The following is a 26,152-nucleotide window of genomic DNA, read 5'->3' on the forward strand; positions in this document are numbered from 1 at the left end:
AAACACGACTGCCATGGATAAGGATTTGCTTTTTAAATACAATACTCCCGGGCCAAGATATACAAGCTATCCAACCGTTCCTTACTGGCAAAAAACACCGCCAACGGAAGAGAACTGGAAAAAACTTGCCAAAGAAGCTTTCACAATTTCTAACGAAAAAGAGGGAATCAGCCTTTATATACATTTACCTTTTTGCGAAAGTCTGTGTACTTATTGTGGCTGCAATACCCGGATTACGATTAATCATAAAGTAGAAGAAATTTATATCAATGCGGTTTTAAAAGAATGGGAATTGTATTTTTCCATTTTTGTCGAAACAAAACCTGTCATCAGGGAAATCCATTTGGGCGGAGGAACGCCAACTTTTTTCAATCCTGAAAATCTGACAAAACTGATCGAAGGTTTATTAAAAAATGCAGAGGTTCATCCAAAAGCCCAATTCAGCTTTGAAGCGCATCCGGGAAATACAACGGATGAACATTTGCAAGCGCTTTTCAATGTTGGTTTCCGCAGAATAAGTATTGGCGTACAAGACTTTAACCCTTTGGTTTTGGCCGTAATTAACCGTCAGCAAACCTATGAACAGGTAAGCCATTTGACAAAAAAAGCCCGAGAAATTGGTTATACTTCTGTGAATTATGACATTGTTTACGGCCTGCCGATGCAGAAAGTCTGCACGATGATGGAAACCATTATGCGTGTAGTTCAGCTTCATCCTGACCGCATTGCTTTTTACAGCTATGCGCACATTCCCTGGATAAAACCCGGACAGAGAAAATATACCGAAAGTGATTTGCCAGATCCTGATAAAAAAATGGCCATTTACGAAACTGGCCGAAATGCCCTGGAACTTTCAGGCTATCATGATATTGGTATGGATCATTTTTCACTGGAAACAGATGAACTTTACAAAGCGCAACAAGATGGTCGTCTGCACAGGAATTTCATGGGCTATACTGATACGCATACGCAACTGCTGATTGGTTTGGGCGCTTCTTCGATCAGTGATAGCTGGACTGGATATGTTCAGAATGAAAAAAATGTTGAAGCGTATTATGAAAAAATCAAGGCCGGTCATTTACCGATTATCAAAGGTCATGAACTGACAAAAGAGGATCTTATTTTGCGAAAACACATTCTCAGGATCATGACGCAATTTGAAACAACATGGAAAAATGAAGATGAAGTTTGCGATGATCTCTATAAAGCGCTGGAACGTTTATCCGAATTGCAATTTGATGAACTGGTTGAAATTGAGCCTTATCGATTACGTGTAACCTCAACCGGAAAAGCTTTCGTGAGAAATGTCTGCATGGCCTTTGATGCAAAATTATGGTCAGAATTACCGGCAACCACCCAATTTAGTCAAACGGTTTGAGTTGCATTTTGAGCCATCATTCTATCATTCACTCATTCAACAATTCAATCATTCTTTAGTGTTCGTTTGTTCCCTTCAACTATGTCCTGTAACTTGGTATGTTTAGTACTACTTATTTAGAAAAACATACCGAAGCCATGACACGGCACATTGAAATGCTCGACGCACTTTTTAAACATGCCACTGAAGGAATTGTAGTGGTCAATAAAGAAGGAGTAATTGTGATGTTGAATCCCAAGGCGCTCGAACTTTTTGGCTATGAAGACAAAGAACTTGCAGATCAGAAAATTGAAAGTCTTATCCCGAGAAGGCTGACAAAGGCACACATACATCACCGTGACAACTATTTGGAATCACCTCATGCGCGCGGAATGGGAAGCTCTCTTGAACTTTTCGCAAGGAGAAAAGACGGCAGTGAGTTTCCGGTTGAAGTGAGTTTAAGTCCTTTCAAAACCAGTGAAGGTCAGTTTGTTGTAAGTTTTGTTATTGATATTACGGAAAGAAAAAAGCAGGAAAATATTATTCAGGAAGCAAATCAGGAAATTCAGAAACTGAATGCAGAACTGGAAGAACGCGTAAATCAACGTACAGAAGAATTGGCAAAGGCAATCTATAAAATTGAACAATCGCAGGAAGAAGTCATGCGTGCTTTGAAAAAAGAACGTGAACTGAATAATATGAAAAGTCAGTTTGTGACCATTGCTTCGCATGAATTCCGTACGCCGCTTGCCACTATTCTTTCTTCAGCTTCGCTGATTGGCAGATATGCTAAAACCGAAGAAGAGGAAAAAAGACAGAAACACGTGCAGCGGATAAAATCCGCGGTTACTAACCTGACAGAGATTTTGAATGATTTTATGTCAATCGGGAAGCTCGAAGAAGGCAGAATTCACAGTGTTCCGGTTTATACCGATTTACCCGATTTTTGCCAGGGACTGATTGAAGAAATCAAAGGATTATGCAAAGAAGGCCAGACAATTTCATTTGCGCATTCCGGAAATAAGGGAGTATGGATTGACAAGCAATTGCTCCGGAACGTAATCTTCAACCTGATTTCAAATGCCATTAAGTATTCGGAGCCGGAAAAATGGATCCGTTTCAATATTAAGGCAGATGGAAAAACCATTTTTATTGAAATCATAGATCAGGGTATCGGAATACCTGAAAGTGATCAGATGCATATTTTCGACCGTTTTTTCCGTGCACACAATGCAGGAAATGCTCAGGGAACTGGTTTGGGATTAAATATTGTGCAAAATTATGTCAGCCTGATGGGAGGTGAGGTTTCATTTTCCAGCGAGGTTAATAAAGGAACTACTTTTAATATCAAACTGCCGGATCACTTACCCGCTAATTAATACATCAACGCCATAATGGAAAACAAAAGAATATTACTGATTGAAGATAATCCGGAAATGCGTGAAAATACAGCCGAAATTCTGGAGTTGGCAAATTATCACGTTCTGACTGCGCGTAATGGCAAAGAAGGCGTTCAACTTGCTCATCATGAAAAACCGGATCTGATCATCTGTGACATAATGATGCCTGAACTGGATGGTTACGGAGTTCTTCTTTTGTTAAGCAAGGACGATCATACAGCCAATATTCCTTTCGTTTTTCTTACAGCCAAGGCAGAAAAAAATGATTACCGCAAAGGCATGACGATGGGTGCGGATGATTATCTGACCAAACCATATGACGATGTGGAATTGTTGAATGCCGTTGAAATCAGACTTAAAAAAAGCGAGAGATTAAAAGGACAATTTACGCGCACGGCGGAAGGTCTGGACGAATTTATTCATGAGGCAAAATCTTTTGATCTGATCACGAAACTGGCGGATGATAAAAAGACTAAAACGCTGAGAAAAAAGGAGACTATTTATACTGAGGGCAGTTTTCCTTCCAACGTTTTCTTTCTTCAAAAGGGAAAAGTAAAAGCATATAAATCTAACGATAACGGAAAAGAGTATATCACAGAATTGTACAAGGAAGGCGATTTTTTCGGGTATCTGGATTTACTTCAAGGCGAATCTTATCAGGAAACGACAATTTCACTTGAAAAATCGGAAGTCGCGATGATACCGAAAGATGATTTTTTTAACCTTTTACAGGGAAACAGAGAAGTGGCTACAAAGTTTATCAAAATGCTTTCCAATGAAATTAAAGACAGGGAAGAGCGCTTGTTACAACTTGCTTATAATTCTGTAAGAAAACGTGTTGCCCAGGCTTTGGTTATGCTCGTTCAGCGCTATCAGGAAGATCGTTCCAAACCGTTTTCGATGGCCATTACCCGTGAAGATATCGCTTCAATGGTAGGCACAGCAACAGAAACGGTGATACGGACTTTATCTGATTTTAAGGAAGAAAAACTTGTGGATATGAAAGGCAGCCTGATAACGGTGCTGGACTACGAAAAACTGATCCGGATGAGAAACTAGTTTTCCTGCTGCAATGGCATTTTGATTATATTTTTCAGTTCAATCAAATTAGTAATTCTCAGCTTATCCAGAATTCTGGTTTTGTAAACAGAAACTGTCGGCAAATGAACGCACATGATTTTGGCAATATTTGCCACCGTTTCTCCTTTAATTAAATGTGTAAATATTTCAAATTCCTGTTCATCCAGATTATCAAAACGATCTGCTTTTTTACTGTACAGCGCTTGTTCAACAATGAGCTCCACCATTTCAGGACTTATGTACCATTTTCCGGTACTGATTACACCAATTGCTTTTAATATCTCGCTTGCATCATCATTTTGGAAGAAACAATAGCCGTTAACGCCGCTAGTAAGGTAACGTTTTATGAAAATATATTCCAGTTCCGAAGAATAAATGAGGATAGGCAAATCCGGATTTAAAAGTCTTAATTTATTGATCAGGCCAAGCATATTCGTATTTGGCAAATCAAGATTCAGGATCAGCATATCGTAAGAATCATCCAAAACTTTCCTTAACGCTTCACTTCCTGTTTCAACTTCATCCAAAAGTACACTTTCGTAATCGTTCTCCTGAAAAAGCAAACATAAATCCGAATGCATACCCAAATCCTGATTAACTAAAAGTACCTGATGCATAGTCAAATTTTAATAAAGGAGATATGGTTATACCGGCACCTTTCTAAAGGTGATATTCCTTGCACGGTGTGCAAAGATAATTTACTTTTCCATAGAAATAAGTAGCAGAATCTCTCAAATTACGTAGCAGGATATCTACAAACTTATTTTACAAATCATATAGATACTTTACTATTAGTTTCCCGGCTTTCTGTGAAGCTCCTGATCCTCCAACAAGTTTATGAAGCTTTGCATAATTTTCCAGCTGGACATTCCTTTTTTCTCCGTTTTTCAGAATTGACCTTAATTCATCAACAAGCTGTTTTTCATTCAGTCCATGTTGAATAAGCTCCCGAACAACTTCCTTTTCCATGATCAGGTTAACAAGAGAAATGAATGGTACACGGATCAATCTTTTAGCGACCGCGTAAGAAAAGCCACTCGTTTTGTAGCAAACTACTTCCGGAATATTTAATAACGCCGTTTCCAGCGTTGCAGTACCAGACGTTACAAGCGCAGCTTCCGATATCGACAACAAATCATAAGTTGATTCGTAAACAACAGAAACATTTTTCAGTGCTTCATATTTTTCATACAGAGATGCAGGAAGATTTCTTACACCCGCTACAACAAATTGATAATCCGGAAAATGCGGCTGAACGGTTAACATCAAATCCAGCATATTGATTATTTCCTGCCGCCGGCTGCCGGGAAGTAAAGCTATAACAGGCTGACTAGTATCCAGTTTGTTCTTTTTTCTAAAATCCGGATCAGGCTTAAAAGCCTCAATCGCGTCCATCAAAGGATTGCCAACGTAATCCACTTCGAAATCAAATTTTTTGTAGAAATCAATTTCAAACGGAAAGATGACAAACATGTGATCAACATTTTCCTTAATTTTCCAAGCCCTTTTTTGATTCCACGCCCAGACTTTCGGAGATATATAATAGAAGATCTTAAATCCGTTTTTCTTACCAAATGCAGCCATCCGTAAGTTAAATCCGGGATAGTCGATCAGCACAATCACGTCTGGCTGATAGGAAAGAATATCCTTTTTACATTTTTTCAGGAAACCGGTAATTTTAAGGATATTCATCGCCACTTCCAGAAAACCCATGAAAGCAGTATCCTTATAATGCGTCACCAAATCCATTCCCTCTGCCTCCATCATATCGCCGCCCCAGCCACGAAACCGAGCCTCCGGGTCATTGGATTTTATTCCTTTTATCAGATTTGCGCCATGTAAATCACCCGAACGTTCGCCGGCAATGAGGTAGTATTTCATACTTATTCGCCGTAGTATTCTACAAAATTTTTCGGTGTTTCCACCAGTTTGATATAATGCAATTGTGACGTTGGTGCCACTTCCTGAATCGCCGGCGCCAGGATTTTCCAAATTTCTGTCACGAAAATTTCACAGGAAGCCATTTTGTCTTTCATGAAATCCACATCTAGATTCAGGTTTTTATGATCTACTTTATCAACAACCTTATCTTTTATCAAATCTCCCAAAACTTTCAAGTCAATCACAAACCCTGTATCAGGATCCGGTTTACCTTTTACCGTTACTATTAATTCAAAATTATGTCCATGCCAGTTATTATTGGCGCAAGGCCCGAATACCTCCTGATTTTTATCTTCTGACCAAGCCGGGTTAAAAAGCCGGTGGGCTGCATTGAAATGCTCTTTTCGCGTTACGTAAATCATAAATTTCCCCTTCCCTTTCTAATAATGTTACAAAATTACACCTTGTATCGGTAGTTTTGTAAAAATATTAGCAGTTAACTAAAAAAAATACAATTTAAAAAGAAAATTTCATGAGTAGATTGAACAAAAGAATTACTCTTATCTGGCATTCTTTTTACAGTTTAACCTCATTAAACAAATAATCTATTATGATTATAGTAACAGGTGCAGCCGGATTTATCGGGAGCGGTCTGATCAGCAGACTCAACCAGGAAGGCTTTAGTAACATTATTGCCGTTGACGATTTCTCAAAAATTGAAAAGGCAGAGAATCTGGAAGGAAAGACAATTAAGGAACGCGTTGAACGTAGTTCTTTATTTGAATGGCTGGATGAAAACAACAAAGATGTTGAGTTCATTTTTCACATCGGTGCCAGAACCGATACTACGGAGTTCGATGTAAATATCTTTAACGAGCTCAATCTTGACTATTCCAAACAAATCTGGGAAAAGTGCGTGGCATATCAAATTCCGCTGGTTTATGCTTCATCAGCAGCTACTTACGGATTAGGAGAACTTGGCTACGACGACAATGAATCTTTAATTCCTCAGCTAAAACCGTTGAATCCTTATGGTGATTCTAAAAACGATTTCGACATCTGGGCTTTGAAGCAGGAGAAAAAACCTTTCTTCTGGGTTGGTTTGAAATTTTTCAACGTATACGGACCAAACGAATATCATAAAGGACGTATGGCCTCGGTTATTTTCCATGCATTCAACCAGATTAAGGCTACGGATAAAATGAAACTTTTCCGTTCGCACAATCCTGACTTTAAAGATGGCGAGCAAATGCGCGACTTTATTTACGTAAAGGATCTGATCGAGGTTTGTCTGTTTTTTATGCACCACCGCAAAGATTCAGGCATATACAATCTTGGAAGCGGAAAGGCGCGCACATTCAAAGATCTGGTAACTAATACATTCCTGGCCATGGATAAAACGCCGGACATTTCATATGTGGATACACCAGCCGATATTCGTGATAAATATCAGTATTTTACGCAGGCAAATATGAGTAAATTGCACGCGATTGGATACACAAAACCATTTCATACATTAGAAGAAGGTGTTGGCGAATATGTGAAAGATTATCTTTCCTCAGGAAGTTATCTTTAATATTTCACCCGTCTAAATAACCTAATTCTGGATACAAGTTATGATCCTGGTCATAACTTTGTCCAGAATTTTACGTATTTTTGAGTCTATCTATAAACTCAATGTCATTTCTGTGTGTTACTAGTACAACAACTACAGCGTGATATAAATAAGACTATGAGCAAAGAAGAAGAATTGTTGGAGGAAATCACCAGTTCGGAATACAAATACGGATTTGTAACTGATATTGAAGCAGACGAGGCTCCTATGGGCTTGGATGAGAGCACTATACGGTTTATTTCCGCAAAAAAGAATGAACCTGAATGGATGCTTGAGTGGCGTTTGAAGGCTTTTACGATGTGGCTGAAAATGCCTGAGCCGAAATGGCCAAATGTGCATTATCCAAAAATTGATTTTCAGGCAATTAAATATTATTCTGCACCAAAGAAGAAAAAAGTTGTTGAAAGCCTGGACGATATAGATCCCGAATTACGTGATACTTTCCAGCGTCTGGGAATTTCATTGAATGAGCAAAAAAGACTTTCAGGTGTTTCTATTGCGGTGGATGCCGTTATGGATTCAGAATCTGTTTTCACTACGTTTAAAGAATCACTGAGAGAAAAAGGAATTATTTTCTGCTCAATTAGTGAGGCGATTCGTGAACATTCGGATTTGGTAAAAAAATACCTTGGCTCTGTTGTTCCACCAAAAGACAACTATTATTCTGCGTTAAATTCAGCAGTATTTTCTGACGGATCATTCGTATATATTCCCAAAGGTGTTAAATGCCCGATGGAACTTTCGACCTACTTCCGTATCAATGCGGCAGGAACTGGTCAGTTTGAACGTACATTAATCATTGCAGATGCTGACAGCCATGTTAGTTACCTGGAAGGTTGTACTGCACCGATGCGTGATGAAAATCAGCTGCACGCAGCTGTAGTGGAAATTTTCGCCCATGAAAATGCAAATGTGAAATATTCTACCGTTCAAAACTGGTACCCTGGCGATAAAGAAGGAAAAGGTGGTATCTACAACTTCGTCACAAAACGCGGTTTGTGTGATGGCGCATTTTCAAAAATCTCCTGGACTCAGGTTGAGACCGGTTCAGCGATTACCTGGAAATACCCATCTGTAATCTTGAAAGGCGACAATTCGATTGGTGAATTCTATTCTGTTGCTGTTACCAATAACATGCAACAGGCTGATACCGGAACAAAAATGATCCATATCGGTAAAAACACCAAAAGCCGTATTGTTTCAAAAGGTATCTCGGCCGGAAAAAGCCAGAACTCTTACCGTGGATTAGTACAGGTATTTAAAAAGGCAGACAAAGCACGTAATTTTTCTCAATGCGATTCATTGTTATTGGGCGACAAATGCGGCGCTCATACTTTCCCGTACATAGAAGTCAGCAATCCGTCGGCAACGGTGGAACATGAAGCGACTACTTCGAAAATCGGAGAAGATATATTGTTTTATTGCAACCAACGCGGAATTCCTACGGAACAGGCGGTTGCTCTAATTGTAAATGGATACGCAAAAGAAGTTTTAAATCAGCTTCCAATGGAATTTGCAGTAGAGGCTCAAAAGCTTCTGGAAATCAGTTTGGAAGGTAGTGTAGGATAAGCTGATTGCATTTCATTTTTTCAAGTATTGCCAAAAAGCCTTTGAATCATCAAAGGCTTTTTGTATTTTATTGGTATTATTATATTTTCCGCGAAATACCAGTACCCAATGACCCATGTTCCACAGCTAATTGTAGACCTTTCGTTAATCCTGACAATGGCTGGTATTATTACCATCATTTTCAAAAAATTAAAACAGCCCATTGTTTTAGGATACATTCTTGCCGGCCTTTTAGTCGGTCCTAACTTCACGATTTTCCCAACCATCACTGATATCAAAACCATTGAAATCTGGGCAGAAATCGGTGTTATTTTTCTTCTTTTTAATCTGGGTTTAGAATTCAGTTTTAAAAAACTTGTGAAAGTTGGTAGTACAGCCGCCATTACCGGACTTTTTGAGGTCACCTTAATGCTGGTAACCGGATTTGTAACCGGACAATTATTGGGATGGAGTAAAATTGACAGTTTATTTCTGGGAGGAATTATAGCCATATCGTCAACAACCATTATTTTCCGCGCTTTTGAAGAGCTCGGTTTAAAAACCCAGCAATTCACCAGCGTCGTTTTCGGCATACTGGTTATTGAAGATTTGACTGCTGTTTTATTAATGGTTTTACTTTCAACACTTTCGATCAGTCAGCAATTTGCCGGAATGGAAATGCTGGAATCTATCGCAAAACTTTTCTTTTTCCTTATTTTATGGTTTCTGGGAGGAATTTTCATCTTCCCTACCCTGCTCCGTCGTTTCCGAAATCTGATGAATGATGAAAGTGTTTTGATTACTTCCATTGCCTTATGTTTCGGGATGGTTTTTCTGGTAACCAAGGCCGGATTTTCAGCGGCTTTGGGCGCTTTTATCATGGGTTCAATATTGGCAGAAACTACACACGCAGAGAAAATCGAACATCTTCTTAAACCTGTAAAAGATCTTTTCGGAGCTATTTTCTTTATTTCCGTTGGAATGCTGATCAATCCAAAATTGTTGGTTGAGTACGCTGTACCAACTGCGATTTTAGTTTTTGTAGTGATTTTAGGAAAGACAACCTATGTTACCATGGGCGCCGTCATTTCCGGTCAGCCTTTAAAAAAATCAATTCAGGCCGGTATGAGTTTATCTCAAATTGGCGAATTTTCTTTTATCATCGCCAACCTTGGATTGTCGTTAAAAGTTACCAGTGAGTTTCTTTATCCGATCGCAGTTGGTGTTTCCGTGATCACAACTTTCACCACACCTTATATGATGAAAGCATCAGAGCCATTTTATGAATGGTTTGACAAACATTTGCCAGAGTCATGGAGAAATCGATTGAATCGTTACAGCACAAGTACTGCTACGATTGCCAAAACCACACACTGGAATTTAATCCTTCAATCTTACGCACAAACCGTTATTTTAAATTCAGTGGTTATTATCGGCATCGTGTCAATTATGTCGCGCCAGATTGCTCCACAGGTTTTCCAGCGGGTTCCTAAAACCTATGTAACACTATCTGCATTTTTCGGACTAACCTTTTTATTTATCTCCCCCTTTATCTGGGCGTTAATTTTTAAAAGATCCAATAGAAAAGCTTACTCCGCACTTTGGCTAAGCAGAAAATATAGTCGTGGACCATTGTTACTTCTGGAATTATCCAGAGTTTTAATCGGAATTATTCTGATGGCATTCCTCCTTGATTCATTTTTTGAAACACCAACGGCACTTATGATTGCCGGCGGGATTATGGTACTGGCCGTGGGAATATTCTATCAACGTCTTCAATTATTTTACAGCAAAATTGAAGACAGATTCCTTCAAAACCTTAATGCAAGACAACTGGAAGGAAGCGGAAAATCAAAAAAAATATTATTACCGTGGGACGCACATTTTGCCTTTTTGGAAGTGAGCCCCGATTCGTCTTTGATTGGGAAAAGTTTGCAGCAATTGGCAATACGTGAAACTTTTGGAATTAATGTTGTGCTTATCGAGCGTGGTACCAAAACAATTCAACTCCCCCGCCCGACCGAGGTTTTATATCCTTATGACCGAATTGAGGTTATTGGAACTGATGATCAATTGGATAGTTTCCGTGGTCACGTAGAAATCAGCAGAAATGGTGAAGCTTACCTCGCTCAGGAAGATAAAATAACGCTTCAGAGAATTGAGGTTAAAAGTGAATTTAATATTATCGGAAAATCTATCAGAAATAGCCAGATCCGTGAATCAACACATGGCATGGTGGTTGGGCTGGAAAGGAACGGCGAGAGAATTCTTAATCCGGATTCTTCCGTTATCATCGAGAAAGAAGATGTTTTGTGGGTTGCGGGAGAAAAGGATTTGATTAAGGATTATATTCAGAGGAAGGATAGTATTTGGTAGGAATAATGAATCATTGGTTACTATTAATCATTATTCGCATAAATTTGCCCACGCTCCAAAATAATTGTAACTTGATGTAATCAATTCAACCGATTTATAAATGGAAACAGTACTTGTTCAAATAACAAATAGCAAAGCTTACAAACTTCTCGAAGATCTTGAAGATTTGCATATTATTAAACTTTTGAAAACAGACAGTCAGCCAAAACCAAAACTTTCGGAAAAATACGCCGGTAAGTTACCATCTGATGTTGCTAATGAATTTCAAAAATATGTAACTCAAAGCAGGGAAGAATGGGAAAATCGCAATACCTAATTGATACCAATGCGGTCATAGACTTTTTAAATGACAAGCTGCCAATCTCTGGGCTCAATTTTCTTGGAGATGTTATTGATGAAATCCCCAATTTGTCAGTAATCAGCAAAATTGAGATTTTAGGATTCAATACAACAGATGAGCATTATAGTCTGCTTACTAATTTTATAAATGATTCTTACATTTATGATTTGAGTGATGAAATCGTCGATAAAACCATTGATTTAAGAAAAAAAATCAAAATAAAACTTCCCGATGCAATTGTTGCCGCAACGGCGTTAATTTATAATTACTCTCTTATTACCAGAAATATTTCGGATTTTAAGAATATAGAAGGGTTGACTTTAATCAATCTTTATGATTTATAAAAACAAAATCAATCCTCCTTCAACTCCACCAAAAGCCCCTGCAAACCACCCGTATGAACCGCCACAATACAATCCCCGGTTTTAAAATATCCCTTTTCAATCAAGTCATATAATCCAAAAAGCATCTTGCCAGTGTAAACCTGCTCCAACTGAATTCCATGCTGCTTTTTGAACATCAATATAAAATCGAGTAGTTCTTGTGTGTATTTTGCATAACCCTTGAAATGATAATCGGTAAATAGTTTCAATTGTCCGCGCTTATCATTTTCACCACCCAGATTCAAAATATCATTTTCCAAAAAAGATCCGCCCTTTAATGCTGAAAATGCCAGCACATGAGCTCCGGCAGACAGAATTCCGGCAGCAGTTCCGCCTGTTCCCGCAGCTACTGCATAATAATCCGGGATTCTCCCCAATTGCTGATCAACTTCTACTGTCATTTCCTCCACACCTTTTAGCGCAAATTCCGAAGTACCACCTTCCGGAATCGTAAATGGATTTCCAAATTGTTGTTTGATATAGCTTAAATAATCTTCCGAGTTTCTGAGTTTATATTCTTCCCGCGAAACATAATGCAACTTCATCCCATGCTCTTCACAGAATTTCAAAGTTGATGATTTTTTTTCACCAGGATTTTCTCCTCTGACAATACCAATTGTTTCAAAACCTGAATATTTCCCAGCCGCCGCTGTTGCATACAAATGATTGGAAAAAGCACCACCAAAAGTTAATAGAGTCGTCGCACCTTTGGATTTGGCCTGTTGAAGATTATACTTCAATTTCCGCCATTTATTTCCGGAAACGGTTGGATGGATTAAATCATCACGTTTGATAAAAAGTCTGATACCAGCCCGTAAAATAACCGTATCCGATATTTCCTGAAGAGGTGTTGGTAAGGAAGGAACCAGTAAGTCCACGAATTTTGGTAATTTTGTTTTTAGATTGAAAATTCTTGATGCAAACTTCAAGATTACTGATTTAAAATCAGCTAATCCCACCGTTTACATTTCATATTACACCAGATCAAATGCTCGCAGACGAAATAGATAACAGTGCCGACGAAGACGATTTATTTGAACACTACCGTATTGTTGCCGACAAAGGGCAAACGGCCATGCGGCTTGACAAGTTTTTGAATGTTCACGTCGCCAACGCTTCACGTACAAAAATACAAAACGGGATTGAAGCAGAAGCTGTAAAAGTAAATGGTTTGCCTGTCAAATCAAGTTATAAAGTAAAACCTTTCGATGTCATTACGCTGTTGCTTCCCAATGCACCTCGTGATACCGAAATTATTCCTGAAAATATTCCGCTGGATATTATTTATGAAGATGACGTTTTGCTATTGGTCAATAAACCAACCGGCATGGTCGTTCATCCGGCTTTTGGAAACTGGACCGGAACATTGATTAATGCACTGGTTTATCACTTTCAAAATCTGCCAACCGGAAGAAGTGGAGAAGGCCGGCCAGGTTTGGTTCACCGCATTGATAAAGATACCTCCGGATTGTTAGTGATTGCGAAAACTGAATTTGCTATGACTTTTCTGGCAAAACAATTTTCAGATCATACGATTGAAAGAACTTACAACGCATTAATCTGGGGAGAACCAAAAGAATATAAAGGAACAATAACAGGCCATATCGGGCGCAGCGTAAAGGACAGGCGTGTGATGGATATCTACGAAGACGGTTCTCAGGGAAAACATGCAGTAACACATTATGAGACTTTAAAACCAATGCGCTACGTTTCCCTGATCAAATGTAATCTTGAAACGGGAAGAACGCACCAGATCCGTGCACATATGCAGCATATAGGCCATCCGATTTTTAATGATTCCGTTTATGGCGGAGATAAAGTTTTACGTGGCGGAACCACTGGCAGTTTTAAGGTTTTTGTAGAAAATAATTTTAAATTACTACCCGGACAGGCTTTGCATGCAAAGTCGCTGGGTTTTATACATCCGACAACAAAAGAATGGATGCAATTTGATACGGAGCTCCCTGAAAATTTTCAAGCCATTGTTGATAAATGGGAGAATTTTGTCAAGTACCAGTAGTATAATTTAACCAATAAGCACTTATTCAATCGTTCAAATAATAACCTACTCATGAATATTTCTACCCGACAAGGTACACTGGAAGATATACCCGCCGTTTTCGAACTCGTAAAAGAGCTTGCTATTTTTGAAAGAGCGCTGGATCAGGTTAGTAATAACGTAGATAAAATGTCACGTGATTATAAGGAAAACCTTTTCAATTTTTTTGTTGCTGAGGATGATTCTAAGATCATTGGCCTTTGCCTGTATTATTACCGCTATTCAACCTGGAAAGGAAAGAGATTGTACATGGAGGATATCATTGTGACGGAGGATATGCGCGGAAACGGGATCGGGAAAATACTTTTTGATGCTACGGTTGTTGCCGCAAAAAAAACCGGATGTACCGGAATGATGTGGCAGGTTCTGGATTGGAATACGTCTGCTGTCGGTTTTTACCGAAAATACGGTACAAACTTTGATGACGAATGGATCAACTGTAACCTGGACTTTTGATCAGATAAAAAATACATTTGCCATTAAGGCCGGATCTACTATTTAAGTAAATCCGGTCTTCTTTCTTTAGTCCGTTTGATTGATTGATCATATCGCCATTCTTCAATTTTGGCTTCATGACCAGACATTAATATTTCCGGAATTACATTTCCTTCAAAATCTGATGGACGTGAATAAACCGGCGGTGCCAATAAATTATCCTGAAAAGAATCTGTTAAAGCAGAAGTTTCATCGTTTAGAACACCTGGCAACAAACGAATAATCGAATCCGCAAGAACCGCCGCTGCCAGTTCACCTCCTGACAAAACGTAGTCTCCAATACTGATTTCTTTGGTAATAAAAATATCACGGACACGTTGATCAACACCTTTGTAATGGCCGCATAACATAATAAGATTACCTTTTAGAGAAAGCTGATTTACCATTTTCTGTTCCATCAGTTCACCGTCCGGAGTAAGATAAATAACCTCATCATAAGTTCTTTCAGCCTGCAAAGCACGGATACAACGGGCGATTGGTTCGATTTGTAAAACCATACCGGCACCTCCGCCAAAAGCATAATCATCGATTGAACGGTGTTTGTTCCCGGAAAAGTCTCTTAAATCATGAACAACCACTTCCACATACTTTCCTTCCTGCGCACGTTTGAGGATTGAGTGTGCAAAAAAGCTATCTAGAAGGCTGGGGACACAGGAAATGATATCAATCCGCATCATCAGGAGTATTATCGCTATCAGAACCGTTTTCCAGATAAACTTCCAGCAAACCTTCCGGCAAATTCACTATTAATTTCTTATTTTCTTTATCAGCCTTCAAAACGATATCTTCGGCTGTCGGGATCAGGACTTCAACGCCCTGATAATCCATGGAAATTAAATCCTGGCCATTTAGAGAATAAACTTCCCGAACGATTCCCAATTCTCCTTTTACTTCATCGATCACTGTATAACCTTTGATCTCATGGTAATAAAATTCTTCTTCTTCCAATTCAGCAAGAGAATCGAGCGGCAGGTAAAGCGATGTACCAACCAAAGCCTGCGCTTTTTCAATTGTGTTAACGTCTTCAAACGTTACAATCGCCTTAGCCTGTTTCTGCAAATTAAAACGCTCAATAAAATACGGGACCAAATCCCCTTTTATGTCGAAATAAACAGAATCAAGATCTTCATAATCTTCCGGATAATCTACATCCAGAAAAATAACGACATCCCCGGACGTACCATGTGTACGAACGATATAGCCCAGCAAAAAACTGCTATCGTGTGTCAAAGTATTATTGATTTAATTATTGGTATCCTTAAAACAAATATGAGTCTGCACGGTAAACCGACAGACCCATAAAGAAAGTATGTTCTACTAAATTATTCAGCAGCTGGTGCTTCATTAGTATCTTCTGCCACAGAAGCGTCTGCCGCAGTTTCGTCAGCAGCAACTTCGTCAGAAACTTCTTCCGGAGCAACTTCTTCTTCAACCACTACAGGAGCATTCTTTTTAGCAATTGCTTCTGCACGTGACTCATTTACTTTACGTTCTGCATCCAATTTAGATTGTTTTGCAGTATCTAATTTTTGAGTTAATGAATCTGCAGCAGAAACATTACGATCAGTTTTAGACAATTTCCATTCTTCAAAACGTGCGTCAGCAACGTCCTGACCAATTGCTCCTTTAATTACACCAACTTGTAAATGCTTGCGAAGCATTACACCTTCGTGGTGCAGGATTGAACGAGCTGTATCCGTTGGCTGAGCACCTTTAAGCAACCAGTCAACAGCCTTAGCTGTATCTAAAACAACGGATGAAGGATTGGTTCCAGGATTGTAGCTACCAATCTTTTCGATGAAGCGACCATCACGTGGTGCTCTGGCATCTGCGATTACGATATCATAAATCGCTTTTTGTTTGCGTCCACGACGCGCTAATCTAATTTTAACTGCCATTATTGAATTTGTTATGAGAGGGAACTCGTCCCTGAATTAAACAGGGTGCAAATTTACATAAAATTTTTGGTTCAATAATCATTAAACATAAAAAAAGGGAAGTGAATAATCACCTCCCTTTTTTCTTATGTCAAATACCTGTTATTTCTGGAAACCAGCAGGATATGTTGAACGCAATGTGTTGTTTGGCAAAATCTTTATTTCAACACGACGGTTAGACTGAAGTCCTTCAACTGTTGTGTTTTCAGCAATTGGACGATACTCGCCGAAATACTCGATCAAAATTCTGCTAGTGTCTTTAAGACCCTGACGAACCAGGAAGCGTTTCGCAGCATCCACACGACGACGGGCAAGAGCCATGTTATAAGAATCAGAAGCACGAGCATCAGTATGTCCTACAAGAACTATACGGCAGTTTGTACGAATATTCAACAATTCAATCACTTTGCTCATCGTTTCTTTCGAAGCGTCACGGATGATCGCTTTGTCAGTATCAAATTCGATATTGCTGAATAAAGCCTCGCATTCGTCTTTTGGCAAATTATTTTTGATAGCATCTCTGATGATTTTATCAAGATCCATCGCAACACCACCACCTGAAACTACGCTTCCCGCAGGAGTATTTGGTTCTTTGTCAAATAAGTCAGCAACACCGTCGCCATCAGTATCAGTATAAAGACGAGGATCAACTGGTTTTGGCATGTTTGCTTTTGCAATTGAATCAGCATCGTTCATTGTCGGATTGTAAGGAACAGGGATCAAAGCTTTTGGATCAGCCCAACGCAAATGGTAACGTCCGCTACCTGCATCGTATTTACCTTTTTTAGCCATTACAGCATTTTTACCCAATTTGTAAGTCAATGCAATTTGCAAAACTCCCCATCTGTCATTTTTTGAATCACCTTTCTGGAATGTCCACAAACCAGTTTGTGTTTCGTAATCCGTTCTGTTACCAACAGTCAAATCAAGTTTTTCTGTGTTAACATATGTGTAAGTATAATCCAGACCTAGATCAAAACGTGGAGACAGTTCATAATGAACAGCCAAACCAGCTGGCATTACCCACTCACGAGTGTATGTAGAACCGTTACGATCCCAGGTACCAGCAGTTTTAGAACTTCCGTCTGTGTTAGAAGAAAGTTTTGTAACTTTTCCTGTTGCAGTGTTTGTAGCAGTAACATCCGTATGATAATACATAATACCGGCTCCCAAATGAGCATCTACTTTCCATCTGCGCAATTTTTTATATCCAAAAAGCAAACGGTTAAGATTAACAGTTCCGTCTAACGATACCTGAACGAATGATGGACTCGTAAAATAAGCATCATAAGTATTAGTAAGTGCTGGATTTGAAGGATTAGGAACCGTCACACCTTTTTTCGATCCTTGCAACCAACCGTTGTAACCGGTAAGCTGAACACCGAAAATTGGAGATAATTGTTTGTTAATGGAGAGCCCCCATGCACCGGTCAGATTTTCATGATCGCCTCTTTTGAAATCGTATTCTTTCAAATCACCAAAGAATTTTGTGATGCCACCATATCCTGAGATAGACCATGTATTCATCTTATTTGGTCCATCATACGTTCGGTTTTTTTGAGCCAACGCATCCAGGCTCATTAGTGACAAACAAACTAAAGCAATGTAAAGATTCTTTTTCTTCATGGGAAACACTAGTTATGTGATTCAATTATTCATTAATTATTTACTAAAAAGCAGAAAAAGGAAAAAGCCTGTAAGCCGGATTCTGTATCCCGGTTTTCACCGGAATTCCTACCATTTATCCAGGATTTTGATCACTCAAAACCTCTAACGATCTACCCGTGCTAATGTTCCGAAAAACGGAGGCGAGCAGCCCCACAAATTAACACCTATTTGATCTTTCAGCCCGTAAGGTTTACCGTGCCTTCAAAGTCACCTTTGAAGCGGTGGTCTCTTACTCCACCTTTTCACCCTTACCTGACATAAAAAAATGTGCCAGGCGGTATATTCTCTGTTGCACTTGCTGTCAGCTGATCGTCACCAATCCACTGCCTTCCCGTTAGGAAGTACGGCACTCTGTGCTGTCCGGACTTTCCTCTCCGGCTTTCACCGCAGCGGTAGGACGGCTTATTCCTTTCACTTGACCACAAAGCTAAGAAATACTTTCCTTTGATCAGCAGTCAATATACCATAAAAAGTAAAAAATATGGCATTTGTTTACTTGACAAGTGAATTAATTACTCAAAACTTCGCAATCCTTCTACACGCAAATTGACATTACCCTGAGCAAAAACTACGGAATAAATGTGTTTTGGGGTCAAATAAACCTTATCCGGAGTAATCTCAGCCAATGAGCCTTTCAATTGTACGCCATCCATAACTTTATAATTTAAAAGTGTCTGTTGGATACTTTTTTTAGCTTCAGCCATCTGACTTCCTATTCCGAAGACCATTTCCTGCTCCATCATTTTGGTAAACTTCCCTTGCAACAGCCAATTTGCAGTCTTGATAATTGTGCTTTTTGTATCAAGATCATAATCGAGATTTTTTAAAGACAATTTTTGAGAAACCGGATCATAATACGGAATTCCCTTCAAAAATATACTTCCGTTCATACTTCCTTTCAAACCGGCTTTAATGACAAGCCTCTCATTTTGACCGTACATTTCAATGGAAGTAACTTCAACGTTATATTTTCCTCCCAAAAATGAAAATTTCTGTCCGGCAAATTGAGCCGTTGCGAGGCGTGCAGCATCTTCATACGAGACCAGGCTTATTAATCCAACCCGAAAATCAGAGGAAACCTTATCTGTTATCTGCAAATCAGGAAGTTTTGGCGCAGGTTTTATGACTGGTTTTACAGCGGAAGTTATCGTTTGGGTATAACCTTTAATCCCGATCGAAGCACGTAAAATATTATTACTTGCCATTAACGGCGTCATCACAATGGAGGTGGGTGTTACGACAAGCCAGGTATCAAATTCTTTCGAAAGCAAAACAGGCTGACGGGCAAGTAACCAGGCCGCTTCTACATATTTCTTTATCTCAATACTACCCGTAACCTGCTGATCAATAGCATCTGTTATCTTTTCAAAATTCCTATTCAACATACGGCTTACCATACTTTTAATCGGTATGTTAATGCCAGCCACTTTCACATTTGGCTCTGTGATCCAGTCGAAGCTATCCACGTATGTTTCCGATTTCAGCTTCCAGTCTGGTGAAATACCGATTTTTGAAATAAGACGGATGTTTATTGAAAACTCAGTATCCTTATAACCGGATAAAGTCAATCCCAAAGGACTCACTTTATAACCTGCGCTAACCCAGATTTTAAGAGGAACTTCAAACAAAAAAGTAGAATCTTTTGCAACAACACGAATCGGGCTCAACTTCCAAACCTTTGCTTTCAGGTTATCGCCACCATTATCTTCATAGCTGTCATCTTCGTATATCAAACCTTTGATCTGGCTATTAATCTGCGATTGCAGCTCAGCAATGGGCATTTCTATGGGTAAATTTATTACCGACAGATGTTTTTCATTCTGAATTTCTGTGTCTGAATACAAATATTCCTCCATAGGTTTTTTAGGCGTAGTGGTTTTGGGACGACATTGCCATTGACTCAGTCCGATTCCTGCCAATAAAAAGAACCAGGTTATACGCTTAAAGCGATTATTTAATTTTAACGAGCGTTGCACCGTATCCGAATTTTTCTTTTTGAGCATCTTTAAAATACTGAACATGCTGATTTTTGCTCAGTCTGCGGTGCAATTCATCACGCAATACGCCGCTTCCTGCACCATGAATAAACGTAATTTCATCCATTCCATTCCCGATTGCCTGTTCCAAACTCGTTTCGAAAGTAGCAAGTTGTTTTTTCAATATTTCGTCTTTCGACAATCTTGAAGGATCTTCAACGATTTTCTCAACATGCAGATCAACAACACCTTCCGGTTTTTCCAGTTCAATTTTAGACGTTGTTGAGCCACCCATTAAGCTTGTGCGAAGTTGCTCCTGAATATCCGCTTTTACTACAACTTCTTCTTTCTTAACGTTTTCTTCATCCAGTTGGAAAACAAAAGCATCTTTTCCAATTACCGGTGCCGGTCCTTTACTTTTGTAAAAAGACTGTGCACGGCATTTTATTTTCTTTTGAAATGGCAGTAACGCATCAAAAGTTCCTTCTCTGAAATACAATAGATTAAAAGCAAAAACCGGCCAGTTTTCAAAGTCTTTCATTTGTAGTTCTGTCAGTTTCTGGGAAGTTCTTGGCTGCAAAACACCGGCAGAAAGTCCCATATGCACATTTTCAAATTGCGTGGTTGCGCTGAAAGGCAACGTCCAGTCTGAATTGTTGATAATATGCAGTGTTACAGCCTTATCATTAATGGAAACAAAAGCGATATAAATTCCCTTTTCCGAAAATGCAACCTGACGGGGTGCAATTCTTTCTCGTTGCGGTGCTATCGTTTGTCCGGCCGGAGTTCTGTTCAACCGTTGTGATTCAACAGGCGAGATCGTAACTAACTCATTACGCAACACAGGAATACGGAAACCGTCTTCAATCTCTACTTCTATAACATTGCCCGGCAAAAAAGCATAAACAATTCCTTCTTCACGGCCATGTACCAGTCTTACCTTATCTCCAATATTCATAATTATTCAATTTAATTCAAATGACGATATGTTTTCAAAACTTCCGTCATCACAAAGTTACTTCTTTCTTATGATCCAGCCTCTGATTCAATATTCAATCAAAAATATAACGGTCGAAAATCCAGTCCTTTTTTACTTATTTGAAGCGCAGGTGCCGGAATTTTTAACGAGTTAGCCAAAAAAGCAATTGTTCTTACAAATTTGCTTTTGGTTTTGATTTTAGTAAGATCAATATCAAGAGAAAAATAATATTGCCGGTAAGGACGATATCCCAGTTCCGTACTCTGTTTTGGATCTGCGGAAATCATATTCTGAATACCGTAACCAACTGAAAAACATAACCAGGGCGGCCAGTTACTATGCTTGAAAAACGAGCGGGGACTACCTGAATACCAATAGGTTTGTCCGTTATAATCTTTCAGCCAGCGTTCAGTCGGTTTGCTTCCCAGCAGATTAGGGCGCTGGGATGCGAGTGAAGTAAAATGAAAAGAAAATTTCGGTTGTATCCTGATTTCATCCCAAAGTGCGATTTGACCTAAATAGATAGCTGAACCTGTTAGATTCGCGACCATATCGCCCGGAGAAAAACCATAGTCCGGTGAAAAGCCGTCCAGAATTTCAATCGGAGTTTGAAAAATGACACCGGAAATAGCGCCATATATCATCATCTGTTTTTTTGAAATACCTGTCTTTTTATATATTTCAGCAGTGTGGCGGGCAATTTGGTAGGATGTGTAAACGTGCCCCATTTTGTCCATTTGAAGCCACTCATAAGTGTCATCCTGTACCCGAAAGTTGGTCAGGGGGTTTTTGTACCATGACTTACTTAGTCCATAGATGGTACCTAAATAGAGCACCGACTGGGCTGCAAAAATGCCATGTAAAAGTTTATAATTCGGGACAACTTTGGTGGTGGAATCTGTGACCATTTCTGCTCCCTGCGCCATCAAAAGACGCTGGCCTGATAGCAGCAAACAGATAAAAAAAAGAACGCGTATATGTTTAAAATATCTCATTAAAAAGTACCGAAAGGAGCTTTAAGATTTTAGTTTTTGCCCGATCAGAAAATTGTTGATTTATAACTTCATTAATTTTAAGGTTTTAAGAAGATGACCTCCGTTTAATAACCGCCATGATATTTTCTCAATCCCCATTCTGTTCCCAAAAGTACAAGAATTAAGAAAAATAACCATTTTAAATGAACCAGCTCAACCATATCCTCGCTGCTTTCCAGGCGGTCGGGCGAACGGTTTGTTTTCAATTTTTGAATTAACTGATTTAAAGAAGCAGGTTGGACAAATTCTCCACCGGTTTTTGTAGCAAGCTCGCGAAGCATACCAAAATCGGCAGTAGTATTGGCCATTTCTATATCAACATTTCTGACAACAAACTGGCCGTTAATTTTTTCCTGAATACCACGAACCGCAGTACTTGCCTGAAAACGATAAACGCCGTCTGTTAAACCACTGATATTGAAACGCGGATTTTCAGCGGAATGCGTGTAAGTATATTGCTTTGTTTTTCCTTTCTCGTCGGTTATATCCAGTTTTACTTCCTGACCATAAATCGGTTCATAAATATCGTTGTAAATTTCAGTTTGAAAAACAACTTCTTCGCCCGCGTCAAATTCCGGACGAACAGGATAAATTCTGAACTTACGTTTATCATCCCGAACAGAAAGAATCTGAATTACTTTTTGAAACAGATTATCAACCAGTTCATGTTTGCCCGTCAAAGCAAATTCTTCTTGTCGCCATTGCCAGATTCCTTCCCCGGCAAGAATTGCCGTTTTTTGCTCTGTTGCTGTGTTTAATACCAAAAGTGGTTTTGTGGTATTCAGCGAGCCTACCTTTTGAAACAAAATTGTTTCCGTACCCGGCGAAACATTGTATTCTCCAAAAGGAACAGAAAGTGGTGGCAGCCTTTCCAGCAGCTTCATACTTTCGTCATTGAAATTAATTTGCTGAAACGACGGATTATATCGAGCTGTAACCTTATCAAACTGTCCCTGATTTACGTTGATTGTCAAAGAACGATTCAACGTATTTAAAAGCGGAACTGCCGATTGATTGCCGAGAATATAAAAAACAGGCCTTTTTGCATCCAGTATTTTACGCACAAGCGGATTACCTAACCCAAGCACATTTGGAATCTGATGCAGAATTACCAGGTCATAAGGTTTATTTCCGATTGCTTCCGCAACTCCTTGCGAGGCAGTAAGGATACTAACATCAAGCTCGTAATTGTCATTGCTTTCAATCAAACTTCGCAGCGCTTTTACATCCGGATGCGGTGTCAAAGCGAGCAAAAGAATTTTCTGACGTCCGTCTATAATGTCAATGTAAACATCTCTTTTGTTATTCCGGGCCGAAGATTCACCTTGAATGTTTCCCAGTTCTATGGTGTAATGCTGAACCCCTTTTTGTTTGGAAGAGGTAGTAAAATCAAAAGATCTGAAATAAGTCGGACGATCAATATTTACCGTTTGAGTCAAAATAATTCGCCCTCCTTGTTTTAAAGAAACCGTCGTAGATTTTCCGGCTAATCCATTTGCAGCAATATCAACCCGGATCGGAAAATCATTTCCAAGGTAAGCTACCCGGTTATTCACCACATCTTTTATTCTTATATCCAGGTCAGGAACGGTATCACCAACAGCAATGGTATTCACTTTGAAAGGAAACTGATTGAAAGTCGGGGTAACGCCCTGATTTGAAATTCCATCAGAAAGCAAAATAACGTCCGTGAGATTTCTGCCTTCAAAATTACTTTTAACGGTTTGCAGCAGCCCGGAGATATCCGTTTTGTTTCTATTGAATTGAATGGAATCTGCGGCCAAGCCTGTACTTGCCTTGTCAAAGGTTTGAACACTTACTTCATAACCTGCGTCATTGAGTTCTTTCCCAGCTTCTGCAATTTGTTTCAAAACAGGCTGCCCTACTCCATTAAGCGATTCCGAATTATCAATAGCAAATACAATTTTGGCTTTATCGACTGTACTTTCTGTCCTGCAAATCAACGGATTCAAAAGCAAAAAACAGATAAAAGCCACTACAATTCCTCTCAACGCCGCCAAGGCATAATTCAATTTCTTACTCCATGAAGCTTCCGGTTGATACAACAGAAACGCATAAGCGCCACCCGCGAGAAAACAAAAGATAATGAACCAATATGGAGTTTGAAAAATAAGCTCTGAACGCATAATTGTGAGTAAGCAGTGTCGCAGTAAACAGTATTACAGAAATATAGTAAACAGTTTTCCAGAAAGCATTATTGTAGTAAATAATATTACAATAAAATATAGGGAACAAAAAATGAAATAATCGTCAAACCAGCCCAAATTACAATTCAAATCTACCCGAAATCGCAGTTTTCATTCTTTTAAAATAATAGAAAAAGCAAATCGTAAAACGATTTTACCCAAAACCAAAAAAAGAGCCGAAGCTCTTTTCTAGTTTATATTTAGATTATTCCTGATCTGACAAATTCACTTTCGTCAGATCTCCAACTTCTAAGTAAGCATCCCCCCATCAACCTGAAGAACCTGTCCCGTAATATAGCGAGACATATCAGAAGCTAAAAACACACAAGCATCTGCAACATCTTCCGGCTGTCCTCCGCGTTTCATTGGAATGGACTGTTTCCACTCTTCCACTGCTTTCGAATCTACTGCATCCGTCATTTCAGTTTCAATAAAACCTGGCGCTACCGCATTTGAACGGATATTTCTTGATCCCAGCTCCAACGCAATCGATTTTGTAAAACCGATAATACCTGCTTTTGAAGCTGCATAGTTAGACTGTCCGGCGTTTCCACTAATACCGACAACCGAAGTAATATTAATTATTGATCCGCTTTTCGCACGAATCATACTTTTAGTAGCTGCTTTTGTAAGGTTGAATACCGATTTCAAATTGATATTAATTACAGTATCCCAGTTTTCTTCACTCATACGCATCAGCAAACCATCGCGGGTTACGCCGGCATTGTTGATCAGGATATCCAGTTTTCCAAAATCCGCGATAACGTCGGTAACCAGTTGATCTGCCTGTTGAAAATCGGCCGCGTCAGAACGATATCCTTTTGCTTTGATACCAAATTCTTCCAGTTCTTTTACCAAAGCTTCACCTTTTTCCACACTGGAAAGATAAGTAAATGCCACGTTCGCTCCTTCCTGAGCCAAACGCAAAGCAATTGAACGTCCAATACCACGGGAAGCTCCGGTTACCAAAGCCACTTTATTTTCTACTAATCTCATAAACAGGATAAAAATCGGATAGAATTGTTTCGAGTCGCAAAAATAGGGTATTGTCTTGCATGAACAAAAATTGGGAGGGTGAAAGTTTTTGGAATTAATCCTAATGTATAAATTATTACTTTATACATTTTGTTCAATAAGCAAATATCCATAACTTGATAAAAAGTAATTCCATGGAAACATTAATTATTGAAATTCAAAATCCAAAAGCAAGGCGCTTAATAGATGATTTGGTTGATTTAGGATTAATATCCGTTAAACCAAGCAAACCCTCGTGGGCTGAACGCTGGAAAGATTTATCGAATTCACTTCCAACATCAACTGATATTTCAGAGCAGGACATACTGGATGAAATAGCACAAGTGCGTGAGAAACGTCAAGCTTCTTGAAAAAAATAGTTATAGATACAAACCTTTATGTGAGTGCGTTGATAAACTCAAACTCTCGTAAACGACTTGACCAGGTTTTAGAAAATCATTCCTTAGAAATTCTTCTCGACATTTCTCTATTAAAAGAGCTTTTTGAAGTTTGCTTCCGTCCAAAATTTAGTCGATGGGTAAATGTGGAACAAACTCAATTATTCTTGGAAATCATAAATGAACGTGGCACCTTAATTGAAACTACTTCCATAATTAAATTAAGTCCAGACCCAAAAGATGATTTCCTTCTAGCTCTATGCAAGGACGGTGAAGCGGATTATCTACTTACCGGTAATAAAATTGATTTACTTGATTTAAAACAATTTGGGAAAACTTCCATTCTAAGTTTAACAGATTTTTTAGATTTAAACTTATAAATATTCTTCCCACCCAAACCTTCCT

The 26,152-nt window shown here is 39.0% G+C and carries 25 protein-coding genes and 1 other RNA gene; 12 read left to right on the forward strand and 14 right to left on the reverse strand.

Going from position 1 to position 26,152, the window contains the following annotated elements; all coding sequences use genetic code 11:
- The first annotated feature begins 13 nt into the window (after nucleotides 1-13).
- The 3 genes from hemN to FDK13_RS30205 all read left to right on the forward strand — a co-directional run bounded on the left by hemN (nucleotide 14) and on the right by FDK13_RS30205 (nucleotide 3,816).
- Nucleotides 14-1,378, forward strand: coding sequence for an oxygen-independent coproporphyrinogen III oxidase (hemN, locus tag FDK13_RS30195; protein WP_137343750.1), 1,365 nt, complete (start codon nucleotides 14-16; stop codon nucleotides 1,376-1,378).
- 137 nt (nucleotides 1,379-1,515) lie between these two features.
- On the forward strand, nucleotides 1,516-2,736 hold the full coding sequence (locus FDK13_RS30200) for a PAS domain-containing sensor histidine kinase (RefSeq protein WP_229216282.1): 1,221 nt from the start codon (nucleotides 1,516-1,518) through the stop codon (nucleotides 2,734-2,736).
- A 15-nt stretch (nucleotides 2,737-2,751) separates the two neighbouring features.
- Nucleotides 2,752-3,816, forward strand: coding sequence for a response regulator (locus tag FDK13_RS30205; protein WP_137343752.1), 1,065 nt, complete (start codon nucleotides 2,752-2,754; stop codon nucleotides 3,814-3,816).
- Here the strand turns inward: FDK13_RS30205 and FDK13_RS30210 are convergent.
- From FDK13_RS30210 to FDK13_RS30220, 3 genes are all read right to left on the reverse strand, one after another.
- A complete protein-coding gene (locus FDK13_RS30210) occupies nucleotides 3,813-4,454 on the reverse strand; it encodes a response regulator transcription factor (protein ID WP_137343753.1) in 642 nt (213 codons plus the stop codon). The genes FDK13_RS30205 and FDK13_RS30210 overlap by 4 nt on opposite strands.
- A gap of 148 nt (nucleotides 4,455-4,602) precedes the next feature.
- Nucleotides 4,603-5,718 carry a lipid-A-disaccharide synthase gene (lpxB, locus tag FDK13_RS30215; RefSeq protein ID WP_137343754.1) on the reverse strand — a complete coding sequence of 372 codons (1,116 nt, stop codon included), beginning with the start codon at nucleotides 5,716-5,718 and terminating at the stop codon, nucleotides 4,603-4,605.
- A 2-nt stretch (nucleotides 5,719-5,720) separates the two neighbouring features.
- Complete coding sequence (locus FDK13_RS30220; RefSeq protein WP_137343755.1) at nucleotides 5,721-6,140, reverse strand: 6-pyruvoyl trahydropterin synthase family protein; 420 nt, start codon at nucleotides 6,138-6,140, stop codon at nucleotides 5,721-5,723.
- 188 nt (nucleotides 6,141-6,328) lie between these two features.
- Between FDK13_RS30220 and rfaD the strand changes: the two genes are divergently transcribed.
- The 5 genes from rfaD to FDK13_RS30245 all read left to right on the forward strand — a co-directional run bounded on the left by rfaD (nucleotide 6,329) and on the right by FDK13_RS30245 (nucleotide 11,941).
- The gene (gene rfaD, locus FDK13_RS30225; protein ID WP_137343756.1) at nucleotides 6,329-7,294 is read left to right on the forward strand and encodes an ADP-glyceromanno-heptose 6-epimerase; all 966 of its coding nucleotides are present in this window, start codon (nucleotides 6,329-6,331) and stop codon (nucleotides 7,292-7,294) included.
- Nucleotides 7,295-7,450: 156 nt separating this feature from the next.
- Nucleotides 7,451-8,902, forward strand: coding sequence for a Fe-S cluster assembly protein SufB (gene sufB / locus FDK13_RS30230; RefSeq protein WP_137343757.1), 1,452 nt, complete (start codon nucleotides 7,451-7,453; stop codon nucleotides 8,900-8,902).
- 108 nt (nucleotides 8,903-9,010) lie between these two features.
- The gene (locus FDK13_RS30235; RefSeq protein ID WP_137343758.1) at nucleotides 9,011-11,257 is read left to right on the forward strand and encodes a monovalent cation:proton antiporter family protein; all 2,247 of its coding nucleotides are present in this window, start codon (nucleotides 9,011-9,013) and stop codon (nucleotides 11,255-11,257) included.
- A gap of 100 nt (nucleotides 11,258-11,357) precedes the next feature.
- The gene (locus tag FDK13_RS30240; RefSeq protein ID WP_137343759.1) at nucleotides 11,358-11,573 is read left to right on the forward strand and encodes a hypothetical protein; all 216 of its coding nucleotides are present in this window, start codon (nucleotides 11,358-11,360) and stop codon (nucleotides 11,571-11,573) included.
- The gene (locus tag FDK13_RS30245) at nucleotides 11,552-11,941 is read left to right on the forward strand and encodes a type II toxin-antitoxin system VapC family toxin (protein WP_137343760.1); all 390 of its coding nucleotides are present in this window, start codon (nucleotides 11,552-11,554) and stop codon (nucleotides 11,939-11,941) included. Before FDK13_RS30240 ends, FDK13_RS30245 begins: the two co-directional genes overlap by 22 nt.
- 8 nt (nucleotides 11,942-11,949) lie before the next feature.
- On the opposite strand, the gene FDK13_RS30250 is transcribed toward FDK13_RS30245, so the two are convergent.
- Nucleotides 11,950-12,909, reverse strand: coding sequence for a 1-aminocyclopropane-1-carboxylate deaminase/D-cysteine desulfhydrase (locus FDK13_RS30250; RefSeq protein WP_229216283.1), 960 nt, complete (start codon nucleotides 12,907-12,909; stop codon nucleotides 11,950-11,952).
- 59 nt (nucleotides 12,910-12,968) lie between these two features.
- Here FDK13_RS30250 and FDK13_RS30255 point away from each other — a divergent pair, with 59 nt between their 5' ends.
- On the forward strand, nucleotides 12,969-14,000 hold the full coding sequence (locus tag FDK13_RS30255; protein ID WP_137343761.1) for an RluA family pseudouridine synthase: 1,032 nt from the start codon (nucleotides 12,969-12,971) through the stop codon (nucleotides 13,998-14,000).
- 51 nt (nucleotides 14,001-14,051) lie between these two features.
- Nucleotides 14,052-14,495 carry a GNAT family N-acetyltransferase gene (locus FDK13_RS30260; protein WP_137343762.1) on the forward strand — a complete coding sequence of 148 codons (444 nt, stop codon included), beginning with the start codon at nucleotides 14,052-14,054 and terminating at the stop codon, nucleotides 14,493-14,495.
- Between the two features lie 38 nt (nucleotides 14,496-14,533).
- Here the strand turns inward: FDK13_RS30260 and trmD are convergent, their stop codons facing one another.
- The 10 genes from trmD to fabG all read right to left on the reverse strand — a co-directional run bounded on the left by trmD (nucleotide 14,534) and on the right by fabG (nucleotide 25,331).
- A complete protein-coding gene (gene trmD / locus FDK13_RS30265; protein ID WP_137343833.1) occupies nucleotides 14,534-15,208 on the reverse strand; it encodes a tRNA (guanosine(37)-N1)-methyltransferase TrmD in 675 nt (224 codons plus the stop codon).
- Nucleotides 15,198-15,764, reverse strand: coding sequence for a ribosome maturation factor RimM (gene rimM / locus FDK13_RS30270; protein ID WP_137343763.1), 567 nt, complete (start codon nucleotides 15,762-15,764; stop codon nucleotides 15,198-15,200). Before rimM ends, trmD begins: the two co-directional genes overlap by 11 nt.
- 92 nt (nucleotides 15,765-15,856) lie before the next feature.
- Nucleotides 15,857-16,432 (reverse strand): 30S ribosomal protein S16, encoded by a 576-nt coding sequence (locus tag FDK13_RS30275; protein WP_137343764.1) that lies wholly within the window; start codon nucleotides 16,430-16,432, stop codon nucleotides 15,857-15,859.
- A gap of 141 nt (nucleotides 16,433-16,573) precedes the next feature.
- Nucleotides 16,574-18,097: an OmpA family protein gene (locus FDK13_RS30280; RefSeq protein WP_137343765.1), complete on the reverse strand. Its 1,524-nt coding sequence runs from the start codon at nucleotides 18,095-18,097 to the stop codon at nucleotides 16,574-16,576.
- 55 nt (nucleotides 18,098-18,152) lie between these two features.
- Nucleotides 18,153-18,548, reverse strand: an RNA gene (gene rnpB, locus FDK13_RS30285) — RNase P RNA component class A.
- A 103-nt stretch (nucleotides 18,549-18,651) separates the two neighbouring features.
- The gene (locus FDK13_RS30290; protein WP_229216284.1) at nucleotides 18,652-20,142 is read right to left on the reverse strand and encodes a DUF4403 family protein; all 1,491 of its coding nucleotides are present in this window, start codon (nucleotides 20,140-20,142) and stop codon (nucleotides 18,652-18,654) included.
- Nucleotides 20,090-21,073, reverse strand: coding sequence for a Smr/MutS family protein (locus FDK13_RS30295; protein WP_137343766.1), 984 nt, complete (start codon nucleotides 21,071-21,073; stop codon nucleotides 20,090-20,092). Before FDK13_RS30295 ends, FDK13_RS30290 begins: the two co-directional genes overlap by 53 nt.
- A gap of 98 nt (nucleotides 21,074-21,171) precedes the next feature.
- Nucleotides 21,172-22,089 (reverse strand): DUF2279 domain-containing protein, encoded by a 918-nt coding sequence (locus FDK13_RS30300; RefSeq protein WP_137343767.1) that lies wholly within the window; start codon nucleotides 22,087-22,089, stop codon nucleotides 21,172-21,174.
- A gap of 104 nt (nucleotides 22,090-22,193) precedes the next feature.
- A complete protein-coding gene (locus FDK13_RS30305) occupies nucleotides 22,194-24,275 on the reverse strand; it encodes a VWA domain-containing protein (RefSeq protein ID WP_137343768.1) in 2,082 nt (693 codons plus the stop codon).
- Nucleotides 24,276-24,584: 309 nt separating this feature from the next.
- Nucleotides 24,585-25,331: a 3-oxoacyl-[acyl-carrier-protein] reductase gene (gene fabG, locus FDK13_RS30310; protein WP_137343769.1), complete on the reverse strand. Its 747-nt coding sequence runs from the start codon at nucleotides 25,329-25,331 to the stop codon at nucleotides 24,585-24,587.
- 173 nt (nucleotides 25,332-25,504) lie between these two features.
- Here fabG and FDK13_RS30315 point away from each other — a divergent pair, with 173 nt between their 5' ends.
- Both FDK13_RS30315 and FDK13_RS30320 read left to right on the forward strand, forming a co-directional pair.
- Complete coding sequence (locus FDK13_RS30315) at nucleotides 25,505-25,720, forward strand: hypothetical protein (RefSeq protein WP_137343770.1); 216 nt, start codon at nucleotides 25,505-25,507, stop codon at nucleotides 25,718-25,720.
- Nucleotides 25,717-26,127, forward strand: coding sequence for a putative toxin-antitoxin system toxin component, PIN family (locus FDK13_RS30320; RefSeq protein WP_137343771.1), 411 nt, complete (start codon nucleotides 25,717-25,719; stop codon nucleotides 26,125-26,127). Before FDK13_RS30315 ends, FDK13_RS30320 begins: the two co-directional genes overlap by 4 nt.
- Nucleotides 26,128-26,152 lie beyond the last annotated feature (25 nt).

Origin of the sequence: Dyadobacter frigoris (assembly GCF_005280585.1) — a bacterium.
Taxonomy (GTDB): Bacteria; Bacteroidota; Bacteroidia; order Cytophagales; family Spirosomataceae; genus Dyadobacter; species Dyadobacter frigoris.